At 57.1% G+C, this 13,570-nt stretch carries 9 protein-coding genes and 1 tRNA gene; 5 read left to right on the top strand and 5 right to left on the bottom strand.

The features are described from left to right. Positions 1 to 11: 11 nt before the first annotated feature. Positions 12 to 87 (bottom strand) — tRNA-Lys (locus tag VN577_22805). Between the two features lie 205 nt (positions 88 to 292). On the opposite strand from VN577_22805, the gene VN577_22800 reads away from it, so the two are divergent. Both VN577_22800 and VN577_22795 read left to right on the top strand, forming a co-directional pair. Further along, positions 293 to 2,167, top strand: a complete 1,875-nt coding sequence (locus VN577_22800; protein HWR17677.1) for a glycoside hydrolase family 15 protein — start codon at positions 293 to 295, stop codon at positions 2,165 to 2,167. After that, entirely contained in the window at positions 2,164 to 2,655 is a 492-nt protein-coding gene (locus VN577_22795; protein HWR17676.1) for a hypothetical protein, read from the top strand. The genes VN577_22800 and VN577_22795 overlap by 4 nt, the downstream gene beginning before the upstream one ends. A 3-nt stretch (positions 2,656 to 2,658) precedes the next feature. Here the strand turns inward: VN577_22795 and VN577_22790 are convergent, their stop codons facing one another. The 4 genes from VN577_22790 to VN577_22775 all read right to left on the bottom strand — a co-directional run bounded on the left by VN577_22790 (position 2,659) and on the right by VN577_22775 (position 7,988). Then, a complete protein-coding gene (locus VN577_22790; GenBank protein HWR17675.1) occupies positions 2,659 to 4,071 on the bottom strand; it encodes an amidase in 1,413 nt (470 codons plus the stop codon). Beyond that, entirely contained in the window at positions 4,068 to 4,436 is a 369-nt protein-coding gene (locus VN577_22785; GenBank protein ID HWR17674.1) for a hypothetical protein, read from the bottom strand. Before VN577_22785 ends, VN577_22790 begins: the two co-directional genes overlap by 4 nt. 115 nt (positions 4,437 to 4,551) lie before the next feature. Then, a complete protein-coding gene (locus tag VN577_22780) occupies positions 4,552 to 6,237 on the bottom strand; it encodes a carboxypeptidase-like regulatory domain-containing protein (protein ID HWR17673.1) in 1,686 nt (561 codons plus the stop codon). 44 nt (positions 6,238 to 6,281) lie between these two features. Further along, a complete protein-coding gene (locus VN577_22775; protein HWR17672.1) occupies positions 6,282 to 7,988 on the bottom strand; it encodes a GWxTD domain-containing protein in 1,707 nt (568 codons plus the stop codon). A gap of 416 nt (positions 7,989 to 8,404) precedes the next feature. On the opposite strand from VN577_22775, the gene VN577_22770 reads away from it, so the two are divergent. The 3 genes from VN577_22770 (at position 8,405) to VN577_22760 (ending at position 13,027) form a co-directional block, all read left to right on the top strand. Further along, positions 8,405 to 9,799 carry an efflux RND transporter periplasmic adaptor subunit gene (locus VN577_22770; GenBank protein ID HWR17671.1) on the top strand — a complete coding sequence of 465 codons (1,395 nt, stop codon included), beginning with the start codon at positions 8,405 to 8,407 and terminating at the stop codon, positions 9,797 to 9,799. Between the two features lie 127 nt (positions 9,800 to 9,926). Next, positions 9,927 to 10,697 (top strand): ABC transporter ATP-binding protein, encoded by a 771-nt coding sequence (locus VN577_22765; protein ID HWR17670.1) that lies wholly within the window; start codon positions 9,927 to 9,929, stop codon positions 10,695 to 10,697. Positions 10,698 to 10,870: 173 nt separating this feature from the next. Further along, positions 10,871 to 13,027, top strand: a complete 2,157-nt coding sequence (locus VN577_22760) for a hypothetical protein (GenBank protein ID HWR17669.1) — start codon at positions 10,871 to 10,873, stop codon at positions 13,025 to 13,027. The last annotated feature ends 543 nt before the right edge of the window (positions 13,028 to 13,570 follow it).

Raw genomic sequence — 13,570 nt, 5'->3', positions numbered from 1 at the left:
AGAGGATGAGGTGGTGAGCGCGGAAGGAATCGAACCTTCAACCTACTGATTAAGAGTCAGTTGCTCTGCCAGTTGAGCTACGCGCCCACTTTCGACCGTACAGCCTTCATCTGTGTGGAACGACCTGGAACATCAAGACTGGGCGCCAGGAGCTGTCGGTGTGAAGCGTCCAAATCAGTGTACACAAGCCTCTCGGAGCACGCAACCTGATGTCACTTCAACATCCTCCATCTCCATACAACTCCGGATGCTTCCCTAACTTCCATCAAGTATGGGCCCTTCGTCCACGCAAATGCCGAACGCGCCGTCGTCGTCATCAGCGCACAATTGGCCCAGTATCGGAGACTACGCCCTCATCGGCGACAGCCGTTCTGCCGCGCTCGTCCTGAAATCCGGTGCAATCGAGTGGCTCTGTTGGCCGCGGTTCGATAGTGCAGCAATCTTCGCAGCCCTTCTCGACCGCCGAATCGGGGGAAGCTGGGCAATCACTCCCATCGATCCGAACTCACAGGTTATTCGCCGTTATGTTGCGCAAACCTCGGTACTCGAAACTACTTTCAACACCGAAAGTGGAACGCTCGTCCTCACCGACTTCATGCCTGCCGCCGACGAGCATCGGAAGCTTTCGCGCCTTACGCCGGATCGCGAAATCATCCGTATCGCCGAATGTACCCGCGGAGAAGTAGAACTCGATTTCGCGTTTCACCCTCGCGCAAATTACGGAGAAAGCGATGTCACCCTCCGGCAATCCGGAAAGCTCGGGATCCGGTTCGAAGTCGGGCGTGGGGTGTACTGGCTTCGAACGAATCTCCCTCTGGATCTTCAGCCTCACTCCGCTTTCTCGCGCGTGAAGCTTAAGCGCGGAGAACGCATTGAGGCTTCCCTCACCTACTCCGAAGAATCACCCGTTGTTCTTCCGATCCTCGGCGAACGCACCAACCAGGTTTTGAACGAAACCGTCGAGTGGTGGCAACGCTGGAGCTCACGTATTCGTTACGACGGTGCGCATCGGGACGACATCGTCCGCAGTGCCATCACCTTGAAACTGCTGACCTATGCTCCCTCTGGCGCGGTCATTGCTGCGCCAACCACTTCCCTGCCTGAGCAGATCGGTGGCTCTCTCAACTGGGATTACCGTTACTGCTGGCTGCGTGACGCATCCATGACCGCTCGCGCTTTTCTGGGACTGGGCTTGTACGAGGAAGCCGACTCGTTCATCGGATGGCTGATGAACGCAACTCATCTCACTCAACCCGAGCTCCGTGTCCTCTATACCGTCTTCGGAAACGACCATGTCCGCGAGCGCGAGCTCGATCACCTCAGCGGATACCGCAACTCACGTCCTGTGCGAATCGGTAATGCTGCTCATAATCAACTCCAGCTCGACGTCTACGGTGAGGTGCTCGATGCGGCGGCTCAGTACGCGTTCCATCGCGGTTCGTTCGACCGTTCCACGCAAGCTGCTCTCATCAAAATCGGCCGATATGTCGCTTCCCATTGGAATCAACCCGACGAAGGTATCTGGGAGCCACGCGGAGGCCGCCGCAATCACACTCATTCTCGGGTTCTGTGCTGGACAGCTCTCGATCGCCTCGTCACTTTGTCCGAACGAGGAAATATTCCCCATACCTCCAGAGACCTCTTCCGTCGTGAACGGAACCGTATTGCCGATGAGATCCGTACCTTCGCCTGGCACCCCAAGCGCAACTCTTACGTCAGCACGCTCGGCGGCAATGATGTCGACGCTGCTCTGCTGCTGATGTCGTATTACGGCTTCGAATCCGCGGATTCTTCCCGCATGCAGGCGACCTATCGCGCCATTCGCAACGACCTCCGCTCTGGCGATCATCTCCTCTACCGCTACGCCAGCGGACCCACCGAAGGTGCTTTCGGCATCTGTAGTTTTTGGGAGACTGACTTCCTTGCTCTTGGGGGAGGTTCGCTCCATGAGGCACAGAACTTAATGGACGATCTGCTCAAATATCAGAATGATGTCGGTCTTTATGCCGAAGAAATCGACCCTCGATCGGGCGAGCCTCTTGGGAACTTCCCGCAGGCCTTCACGCACATCGGATTGATTAGTGCTGCTCTGTCGTTGAATGAACGGGTCAAGGGCGCTCGTCAACTCGCGCACCGCAAGGAATCCACGCAAAGGCAGGCGGCATGAACTGGGAAAGCTGGATGCTCTGGGGGTTCGTCTCTACGCTGCTCATGACCACCATGGAATTCGGCGGTCAGGCCCTCAGTTTCACCCGCGTTGACTTTCCTTACATGCTCGGCACCATCTTCACTCCCGACCGTGAACGCGCGAAGGTCTATGGCTTCTTCGTTCATCTCTTCAACGGATGGGCGTTCTCTCTGCTCTACGTCCTGGCTTTTGAATCTTGGCACCAGGTCTCCTGGTGGAGGGGCGCCCTCATCGGCGTTGTCCATGCAGCTTTTGTTTTGCTCGTCGTCATGTCCATCATGCCCGGAATTCACCCTCGCATGGCAAGTGAGCAAAACGGCCCCACCGCGAATCGCCAGTTGGAGCCTCCTGGAATCCTCGGTCTCAACTACGGAATCCGCACTCCTGTCTCCATGCTCCTGTCGCACGTCGTATTCGGGATCGTCCTCGGGTCTTTTTACCAGCTCGGAATCCACGGCCACCCGTGATCTTCACGCTCCGAGCGGCGGATGCTTTTTATGCCACTGCGTATTCTGCTGGAAGAGCTTCGCAGCCCTCAGCACTTTCTCGTCTTCGAGCACCCGGCCCACAAACTGTATTCCAATGGGAAGCTTCTGATCGGTAAAGCCACAGGGGACGCTTATCGCCGGCAGCCCGCACAGGTTTCCCAATCCGCCCACCGGATCCGGGAAGGAAAGGCCTGTTTCCAGATTTGTGTCCAGCGTAGAGGCACCCATGGGAAGCGAGGGTGAAGTGATCACATCGAAGTTGCCGAACAGATCGTCAGCCTTTAACTGAAACACGCTTCGTATTTGCATCGCCCTCAGGAAGTCGTCTCCCGGTATCGTCGTGCTGACGTAGGCTCCGACTTTCCCTAACGGATCGTTGATCTCACTGATCCGCCCGGACTCAATGAGCTCCCGAAATGCCGCCGCGCCTTCCACCGATATGATTACGCCGGCGGCGGTTTCGAATGGCCCCTCCGGAAGTTCCACTTCCGCGACTGTCGCGCCAGCCCGACGCATGACTGCAACGGCCTCGTCAAACTGTCGCTTTACGTCCGCTCCGGGATTGAAGTCACCGAAGGGCTTCTTCACCACACCGAGTCGCAGCGGCCTCGAATTGCCGGTCGTCGTTTTCGCAAACTGTGCTTGCTCATTCGGAAGACTCCCCTTGTCTCTGCGGTCGTATCCTGAGATCGCCTGCAGGATGATCTCGCAGTCCTCCGCGCTTCGTGCCATGGGGCCGATCTTGTCCATCGAGTACGACAATGCCATTGCGCCGTAACGGCTCACCCGGCCAAACGTCGGACGCAATCCAGCAATTCCGCAGAATGCCGAGGGGCAAATGATTGATCCCCAGGTTTCCGTGCCGATGGCAAATGCCGCCAACGCACCCGCAACGATAGCTCCCGAGCCGCTCGATGACCCGCAAGTCCAGCACCCTGTATTCCACGGGTTCTTCGCCGGTCCTGTCGCAGACGCAGATGCGAATCGGTACCCCATTCCGCCCGCTAGTTCGATCATCGCAGCCTTGCCAATAAGGATTGCTCCCGCCTCGTTCAGCTTCTCGATCACCCTCGCGGCGAAATCGAATTTCTGATTGGCAAAAGGCTTTGCGCCCCATGTTGTCGGATACCCCGGAACCGCGAGCAAATCCTTCGCAGCATACGGGATTCCGTGCAACGGCCCGCGATACTTCCCCGCATCAATCTCTTTCTCCGCTTCACCTGCTTGCTTCAAAGCAAGATCGCGCGTCAGTGTCGCGTAGGCATTCAGCCGCGGCCCCAGTTTCTCGCTGCGCTCAAGATAGGCTTTCGTCAAGTCAACCGGGGAGAGTTTCTTCTCGCGGATTTGTTGCCCCAACTCCGTCACCGACTGGTACAGAATCTCTTCGCCGATCATCGCCTCACCTCCCCGCGATACGGCTGGAATACTGTGGCCGGCTCATCGCCGTTTCCCACTTGGAAGGCCCGCAGTTTGTCCAAACCCGACTGCTGCTGATTCACCAGCCTGCGGATTTCCTGCTTCTGCTCCGCCGTGAAGCGGCCACCGTATTTCTTCATCAGCAAGTCATAAGTGGCATCGGCTTCGCCTTGGCTGGCAGGAGAAAGCTTTGGCCCGGCTGTTGCCTTCTCTTCTTTCGTTGCTTCCGGTGCTGGCTTCTCTTGTTCAGAAAACAGCTTTGCCGGCAATGTAATCGCAGCCGTACCTAGGGCAGCGGTCTTCGCAAACTCTCGGCGCGATAATTTTTGGCTAGACGGCTTCATAGGTCCTCAAAGTCGCTCAGAGATGAGCACGCGAGATTACTCGGGAAACAAGCACGGCGTCAATCAACAGAAAAACCTCGCCGTGGCGAGGTTCAATGTCACACACAAATGTCGCTTAGAAAACGAATGCCAGGCCGCCACGGATACTGCGGGCCGCTTGCACCAGGTACAGAGTCTGGCCATCCGGGCCGACGACCGGTCTGTAACCCTGGGCGAGAAGGTTGCGCAGATCTACCAGTGCCTCGAGTTTTCCGGGCATGAAGTTGGTTCCCGGCAACGGCTGTCGCAGGAACACATTCAGGTAAGGGTCTGTCTGCCCCGGACCGGAATTGAACAGGTCCACCGTTGAAATGGCGTTTCCGCTTGTCCACTTATAGGAAGTAAGCCATTGGGTCTTGGAACGCGGGATCGTGCCGCTTACCTTTCCCGCTACCGAGTGCCGCAGTTGCGAATCCAGGCTCGACCGTAGGTCTGCGATGGACACATTGCTGCCGTCCAATTCCAGAACCCCACCAAATGCATAGTTCATGGTCGCGGTGATTCCATTCGAGAGTCTCCGCTCCACCACCACGCGCATTCCGTTTGTATTCAGGTCGCCACCGCTATACGCAAAGGTCCCGGAATATACATCGGGAAGGATGTCTTCCATCGCCTGCTGCACATCGCCCACCCCGGTCAGGGCGGAATTCCTCATGCTGTCATGGAAGTACGCCACCTGCACAGCAGTGTTTCCGTGACGCTTGGAAAGCGACAGTTCCTGGTGGCGGCCTCGCTCAATCAGGGAACGAGTTCCCAGCAGACTCATTCGTGGTCCGGACTCACTCAAATCTGCCGGCGCCGTATCGAATCCCTTCCAGCGCCTCGTGTTCGGCACCGAAGTCGCGTATTGGTACTCCATCACCGTGTCGGGCGAAAGGTGTACTCCCACCGACCCGAACGGTCGAAACGCATTCACCCGGCCAAGGAATTGCACCGACTGGAACTCGCTTCCAACACGTACATCCACGAAATCGCCAAACGTGAAGTTATCCGATGCCGAGAATGACAGCGCATCCAGCGCGGCGTCTTGCAGCGCCGATGTCGGCGACATCGCAAATCGCCTTACTGTCAGTGAGATTTCGGGGCGCGAGCCATCGGGCATGCGATGTACATAAGACGTCCGCAGGACAGTTCCATTCGCACCCGGACCATATCCCACATCGCCATCCAGCGAGAGCATACCGGTCTGGAACAACGAGTGTTCCACGTTGAACCGCGTACTCATCTCGTTCGTCCCGCCAAAGGCGTCGCCGTCGGATCCCGCCACGAATGCCACGGAAGCCCGGAACTCGCGATCGTTTCCATTGGCAATCACCAGTGGTTCGCCATTCTTGACTCGCAGGATCGGACGATTCGCCGCGGAGCGTAGTGTCCACTTCCAGTCGTCATCATCCGATGTCCCCTGCTTTGTCGGCAGGAACCGGATTGCATCACTCAGTGTGTTTAATGTCAGATTTACAACGAGGTTCGCGCCTGATCTCAGGCTCACACTCTCTCGTAACGTAGGAAGAAATGATGGCGCGCTTACCTTGACGTCGTAGGTGCCGGGGATTAACTGCGCCAGCGTGTAAAAACCTTTCGTATCCGTAAATCCAGTCGCTACGTGCGATGTGCCGCGCGCGAACACCTCCACCATCGCGCCCATTTGGGGCACTCCGGAAGCATTCTTCACCACGCCGGAGATCGTACCTTGGCTGGCGTAAGCAGGCACACCTAGTGCGACTGCTATCACCAGCATCAGCGATCCGACTTTTCGGCCCATAGGTTCCACCCCCACTTGATGGATTGGGGACCCGTTCTTGCGCCTTACTCGACTGCGAACTTCGCCGTCGGAGTGATTACCTGCTTCGACACGTTGTCGTTCACCTTGATCGTAATCTGATAGATGCCGGGTTCAAGGCTCGCGAGCGGCAGGCTCTTCTCCAACGTGATTTGCTCGCCCACATTTCCGAGCTGGGCGGTGTTCTCGACCATGTGCACGACCTGTTTCTTACTGCCCAGGTTCATGATGTCGTATTCGATGTTTGCCGACGGCCGCTTGGTCTGCTCATCCATCGACAGACCATAAACCTGCATCCAGAAGTTCGCCTTCTGGCCGCGCTTGAACACAGCCGGTTTGCCGTCGGCGCTCTCCACCCTTGGGCGAACCTTCGTAGCTCCGATCACGAAGTTGCCTGTATTCACTGCTTTACTAGCCACCTTCTCCATTTGGTCGGCCACGATCAGGGAAGAAGATGCCAGCTTATCCTCGGCGAATTCCGGAACTCGGATGCCCTTCGACCACGTCCCCATCCGGTCGCCATTTACGTCTTTAAGCACCAGGTCCAGCCGGTACATACCCGGCTTCAGCGGCAGCGCCTTCCAGTACAACGAGCTTCTTTCCGTAGCCGCCTGCAGCAACTCCGCCGGGGAATCCACCTGCACGATGTCTTCGAAGGTCTGCGCCACGCGCCCGGTCAGGGTTGTCACACGTCCGAAGATGTTCACCGTCCCGCGGGCAACTCCCTCTTTCGTCACGAACGTGATGTCCCGGTTCTTCATCTGCAGCGTCACCGGAACCAGCACGGTATCCGACGTGACCTTCACGAAATCGAACCTGACATCGAACGGCATCAGGTTCACCGTGATCTTGTGGCTGACGATCTCTTCCAGGTCTTTGAACTTCACCGCCGGTGCACGGTTCAACTTCGCGAAGAGCTCAAGCCGATCGAACTGCTTCATCTGGCTGTTGTTGCCCATCGGACCTTCGCCAAGTCTCTCCATGCCGCCGTTTGAGAACCGGTCCGCGCGGCTCCTCATTCCCATGGATTCATAAAGCGTGTCGCCGGCGCCGGGCACATGCAGCAGCGCATCCTTTTCGCTACGGTCCATGGTCATGTGGTAGTCGTTGCACATGCAGGTATCGACGAATTCGATAATGACTTCCTGCTCCTGGATGGCCTCGATGTACCGATAGCGCCACGTTTCAAATGGATACGTCGAGGTCTGTCCGCCGCCCTCTTCCATCGGCCGGTTGTAGATGCCACCCGACGGGTGCGATTCGATCTGGTCCGGCGGACCATACATGATGTACATGCGTCCGCGGTCCGTCTTCCATCCCGGAATGCCTGCCGCGAAATGTTCGTTCGCGTAGGTGATGCGCCGGTAGTGCTCTTCCTTGAACTCGTTCTCCACCGTATCCGGAGTGGGATCGCGACGTACCCAGAACTGCTCGATGAAGTTGTCGCGTTCTTCGTCGTTCGACAGCTTTTTGAACGCTTCCTTTTCTTCGTCGCTGATGATCCAGCGGACGTCCTCATCCAGCCACTTCTTATACGTCTTGCCGAGCTCTTTCTTAAGCGCCTTCTCTTGCTCCTGGCGTTGCTTCTCGCTAATCGGGCGCTTCAGCGGGTCCACTTCCGTGCCCTGTCCGGAATTGCCACCGGTCTTGTCCTGTGCGGACACCACCGTCCCGAACATCAGGGTGGCCGAAAGAATGAGTAAAAGGAATGCCCTACCAAAACGTTGCAACATCGAAATAGACCTCACTGAGAGACACCTAGCGCGTGTACTGGAATTGTATGTACTTGTCATTCTGGAATCAAGGCTGGATGCCACTGCGGCACACCTCTGCACCACCCTTAACCCGCTTACTTGCATGAAGTTCCGACAGTTTACCCCTATATTCCGCAATTCGTCCCAGATCGGGACTATCTCCCCCTCTAGGCTTGGCATTCGAGCGTTGCCGGATTGGCTATAATAAATCGTACTCTCGTCCGTCATTAATAGTTGGGAGAGCCCGCCGCTCGTTCCAAAATCCGTCACCGACCAATTAGTCGCGTGGATCTCGCGAACTTTTCCGGTACGATGTGCGTATTAATACCAAGGACGGATGTAGGTCCTTTTGCGCTTAAGCAGGCATAGACCCGCGCGCTTACTGCAGAGGCAACGTGAAGAATCGAAAGAAACTTATATTCGGACTCGTAATTCTTATCATCCTGGTAGGCGTAGTAGCTTTCACCGTTCTGAGGAGCGGCAAAAATGTGACTACCGTTCAAACCGATAAGGTCACCAAACAGGATTTGAGTTCCACCGTCAGCGCTTCCGGCGAGATCAAGCCCAAAACTTACGTCAACGTTGGTGCCAACGCCTTCGGCCGCATCACCCGTCTCTTCGTGAAAGAAGGCGATCGGGTCAAGCGCGGCCAGATGCTGGCCCAGTTGGAAAACGTTCAGCCTGGCGCTGATGTTGCTGCAAACCGGGCCGCTCTCGATGTCGCTCGTACCGACGCCACCGCCCAGGCAGCCGCTCTCAAGACTGCCCAGGCCGACCTCGAACGTGCCAGCGCCGATCTCGAACGCGCCAAGCTCGACTATCAGCGTGCGGAAGGTCTGTACGGATCTAAGCTGATCGCCAAAGCCGAGTACGACGCCAAGAAAGCCGCCTACGATTCCGCCGTCGCCCAGGCCGAACAGGCCCGCGCGCGCATCGCACAGGCGAATGCCCAACTTGATTCATCGCAGCGTCGCATTTCTCAGGCTAGCGCCACCCTGGTTCGCGCCAACGACGTTCTCAAGAAAACCGAATACGCTGCTCCCTTCGACGGCGTCATCACCAACCTTCCCGTTCGCGAGGGTGAGACCGTAGTCGTCGGCATTCAGAATTCGCCCGGCAGCACCCTGATGACTCTTGCCGACATGTCCGTTATCACCGCCGAAGTTAAAGTGGACGAAACCGACATCGTCAACGTTCGTCTCGGACAACCGGCGGAAGTCACCATTGACGCCATGCCCAAGAAGGTCTTTCACGGGACCGTAAGCGAAATCGGCAACAACGCCGTCGTTCGTTCCACCGGTGTCTCCACTTCTCAGTCCAACATCGCCAGCCAGGAAGCGAAAGACTTCAAAGTCGTCGTGACTCTGACCGATCCGCCGGAGAACCTCCGTCCCGGGCTCTCCACCACCGCCAAGATCACCACTGCGACCAAGAAGAACGCCATGAGCATCCCCATCCAGGCGCTCACGGTTCGGCAGCGTGGCGATCTGGAAGAGAAAACCAAGGGCAAGAAAGACAAGGATGCCGTTCAGGCCGCGGCTCCTGCTTCGCAAGCCACTGCCAACCCGAAAGACGAGTTGCAGGGTGTTTTCGTGATTCGTGACAAGAAAGCCGTCTTCGTTCCGGTTGAGACCGGCATCGCCGGCACCACCGACATCGAAGTTACCAGTGGACTCAAAGAGGGCGACGAGATCATCACCGGCAGCTACAAGGTCCTTCGTACGCTGAAGAACGGGGCTACTGTGAAGATCGACAACTCCGCTCCGAAGAAGGAAGAAGAAAAGTCGTAACCTTCCGGGCGCCCGCCCGTCAAAAGACTAGGGCGGGCTGAACGGCCCGCCTGTTCGACTTTTTGGATTTCGGGAACCAACAGCAAGTTTCCGGCGTAATAAAAGGGTAAGACGTTTGGAGAACCGCATGGCCACCACGCAACTCAGCAATATCAATGACACTGAACCGCAAGCTCCTCCTGAGAGCTGCATGATCTGCACCGAGGACCTCTGGAAAACCTACGACATGGGTTCCGAGCAGCAGGTGCACGCGTTACGTGGTGTGAACGTCCGCATCGAGCGCAACGAGTACGTCGCCATCATGGGCCCTTCCGGATCCGGCAAGTCCACCCTGATGAACCTGATCGGCTGCCTTGATACGCCCAGCCAGGGCCGCTATTGGCTCAACGGACAACTCGTCAGCGAACTCGACGACGACGAACTCGCGCGCATCCGTAACAAGGAAATCGGTTTCGTCTTCCAGACCTTCAACCTGCTCCCTCGCGCCAGTGCTCTGCATAACGTCGAGCTTCCCTTGATCTACGCCGGCATCTCTCCGGAAGAGCGTCTTGAACGTGCGAAGAAATCGCTCGAAGCCGTTGGCATGGGCTCACGCATGAATCACAAGCCCAACGAGCTCTCCGGTGGACAGCGCCAGCGTGTTGCTATCGCGCGCGCCCTCGTGAACACGCCCTCCATCATCCTCGCCGACGAACCGACCGGTAACCTCGATTCGCAAACCGGCCTTGAAATCATGGCTCTTTTCGATCGCCTGCACGGACAGGGCAACACCATCGTCCTCGTTACCCACGAGCACGACATCTCCGAGTACGCGCATCGTGTCATTCACATTAAGGACGGTCAGGTTTACAAAGACGACCGCGGCACCAAGAAGCGCGGCATCGGCTTCGATCAGTAGCCGAATTCCCTCTTCACAACGACCCCGCTTTCGAGCGGGGTTTCTGTTTCTGCCATCTTCTTCAGTGCAAGTTCGGGAAAGTTCCTCGTTCTATTTTCGTAACTGACTGAGTATTTCTGCCGTTAACTCAGCAGCTCGCGATATCATTCGCGTTCACCCGAAGGAGGCCCTTGATGCGTATTCTGGCCGTTATCCTTTCTTTTGCTCTTGTCGCATCCGCCCAACCCAAACCCACAACCACTGAAGACGCCACCCCTGGGCACCTGCCCGTCAAGCGCGTTGTCCTTTACAAGAATGGTGTCGGCTACTTCGAGCACGTCGGCCGCGTTCGCGGCACGCAGGACGTCAACATCGACTTCACCACTTCGCAACTCGATGACGTCCTCAAGTCCCTCACCATCGTCGACCTCGGCGAAGGACGCGTTACCGGAGTTCGCTATAACTCCACCGCGCCGCTCGACCAGCGGCTTCGCGGGCTCCGCCTCCCTCTTGGCGAACAGCCCACCCGCGAGCAGTTGCTTAACGCCCTGCGGGGCGCTCGCGTCGAAGTCCGCAATGGCAGCGCAAGTGCAATCGGCAAGATCCTGAGCGTTGAGACCCGCGAGCGAAAGAACTCCCGTACCGACGAAACCATCCAGACTACCGAACTCGCACTCATCACCGACTCCGGCGAACTGCGCACCTTCGAGATCAATCCCGGCACAACCGTCCGCATCGCCGAAGCCGATCTCGCCCGTGAACTCAATCGCTACCTCGGCATGGTCAGTTCCAGCCGCGCGAAAGACGTCCGCCGCATGACCATCTCCGCCACCGGCACCGGAGATCGCGACCTCTTCGTCAGCTACATCAGCGAAGTACCAATCTGGAAGACCACCTACCGTATCGTGATCCCCACCGACTCATCCCGGCTGCCGCTACTGCAAGGCTGGGCAGTCGTGGACAATACCATCGGCGAGGACTGGAAAGACGTGAAACTGTCCCTCGTCGCCGGAGCGCCACAGTCATTCGTGCAAAACCTTTCGACGCCTTACTATGCACGTCGGCCAGTAATCGGATTGCCGCAGACGGCACAACTTGCTCCGCAAACGCACCAGGCTACCGTTGAACTGTCTGAATCACATGTCGACAGTCTGGTAAGTCCCAAAGGGATTGTCGGCGGTGTGCCAGGTGGTGTCCGCGGCGGCAGCATTGGCGGGATGATAGGGAGTGGTTCCGGTGCCGGAATCGGCGCTGGCAGGGGTTTTACCGCACCGTCAGCTCCACCGCCTCCTCCTGCTCCGGGAACCAACGAATTCAACGTCGCCAAAAACAGCTACATGGAATCCCAATTCGAATCCGCTTCCGGACGCGAGATTGGCGAACTCTTCTCTTACGACCTCAAGCAGCCCATCACCATTGGCAAAGATCAGTCCGCACTCGTTCCCATCGTGCAGGCCCGCATTGAGGCGCAGAAAGTCACGCTCTGGAACGAACGGGAACGCACTCCGCGCAACGCTCTCTGGATGCGCAATACCAGCGGCGCCACGCTCGACTCAGGCAGCTTCAGCATCGTCGAAGGCAATAGCTTCGCCGGGGAAGGCTTACTTGAGCCGATCAAGCCCGACGAGCGCCGCCTGCTCTCGTACGCCGGAGACTCCTCCATCCGCATCACTTCGCAGGACGAATCCGATCCCCAGCCCATCTCCCGCGTTCGTATCGTCCGCGGGTTGATGACCGTTACCCGTCAGGAGCGCGCGAAGAAGACCTTCACCATCCACAATTCCGACAAGGAAGCCCGCAATGTCGTCATCGAACACCCCGCTCGCCAGGGATGGAAGTTCATTGACGGCATTAAGCCCGAAGAGAGCACCGAGTCGCTGCACCGATTCCTCGTCAAGGTCGAGCCAAACTCCAACGCCAAGCTCGAAATCGCCGAGTTTCATCCCCTGGAAACGCGCGTGTATCTCACCAACCTGACCTCCGACGACGTGATTCTTTACTCGCGTCAGCGCGTGCTCAAACCCGAGATCGAAACCGCTTTCCGCAAGATCCTCGACCAGAAGAACCAGATCGCTGGCTTCGACCAGCAGATCAGTCTTCGGGAACAGGAGGTCAACTCCATCAGCGCCGATCAGGACCGCGTTCGCGAAAATATGAAGGCCCTGAAAGGCAGCGCCGAAGAGAAGTCCCTGCTCCAGCGTTATGCAACACAACTCAACTCGCAGGAAGACCGCCTGATCGCCCTTCGGAAGGAAGTCGACTCCATCCGCTCCCAGCGCGAACAGGCCAACAAGGAACTGACCCGAACGCTCATGGACATCAGCTTCGACGAGGAATTTGCAGGCCAGTAAAACCTTGCGAGCACCCCATCCTTTCGCCCTGAGATTTTGGGTGTCAGGATGGGGTGCCGAACAATTGCGTTAGCCTCGACTTGCACACGCATCACTTGCGCTCATGTTCTTTCCCAATTCAGGAAAAACCGTGTCAAGGGGGTCAACGCCTTCAAAAACTCGTAAGTTCCTGATTTAACGGCAAATATAATTTCTTGAATGTTGGCATAGTGCCCCCTTCCAAATTGCTATCCTGAAAATGTAGGTGGTGAAGACAAATTTTGTTTTTGTTTTGTCATTCTGAGTTCTGAGGCGAAGCCGAAGAACCTCTGTACTTGGGTTTTGGGGGGTTGTCATTCTGAGTTCTGAGGCGTAGCCGAAGAACCTCTGTACTTGGGTTTTTTGGGTTTGTCATTCTGACCCTGACGCTGAAACGAAGTGAAGCGGAAGGGGAAGAATCCCTATCGCCACCACCGACTCGCTAGGAGAAGAGCCTTTGCCGACAACCAACGACCAACGACTAACGACTGGCTTTTTCTAACTCCTTTGTTCTCATATATGCGC

This window comes from Terriglobales bacterium (genome assembly GCA_035561515.1).
Lineage (GTDB): Bacteria > Acidobacteriota > Terriglobia > Terriglobales > Acidobacteriaceae > DATMXP01.
Note: the sequence above shows the minus strand (reverse complement) of the source record. Positions and strands in the feature narration are given on the sequence as shown.

Bases quoted from the DNA above. Each gene is read 5' to 3' on its own strand.
- VN577_22800 (HWR17677.1), top strand. From the start codon at position 293: ATGCCGAACGCGCCGTCGTCGTCATCAGCGCACAATTGGCCCAGTATC.
- VN577_22795 (HWR17676.1), top strand. From the start codon at position 2,164: ATGAACTGGGAAAGCTGGATGCTCTGGGGGTTCGTCTCTACGCTGCTC.
- VN577_22790 (HWR17675.1), bottom strand. From the start codon at position 4,071: ATGATCGGCGAAGAGATTCTGTACCAGTCGGTGACGGAGTTGGGGCAA.
- VN577_22785 (HWR17674.1), bottom strand. From the start codon at position 4,436: ATGAAGCCGTCTAGCCAAAAATTATCGCGCCGAGAGTTTGCGAAGACC.
- VN577_22780 (HWR17673.1), bottom strand. From the start codon at position 6,237: ATGGGCCGAAAAGTCGGATCGCTGATGCTGGTGATAGCAGTCGCACTA.
- VN577_22775 (HWR17672.1), bottom strand. From the start codon at position 7,988: ATGTTGCAACGTTTTGGTAGGGCATTCCTTTTACTCATTCTTTCGGCC.
- VN577_22765 (HWR17670.1), top strand. From the start codon at position 9,927: ATGGCCACCACGCAACTCAGCAATATCAATGACACTGAACCGCAAGCT.
- VN577_22760 (HWR17669.1), top strand. From the start codon at position 10,871: ATGCGTATTCTGGCCGTTATCCTTTCTTTTGCTCTTGTCGCATCCGCC.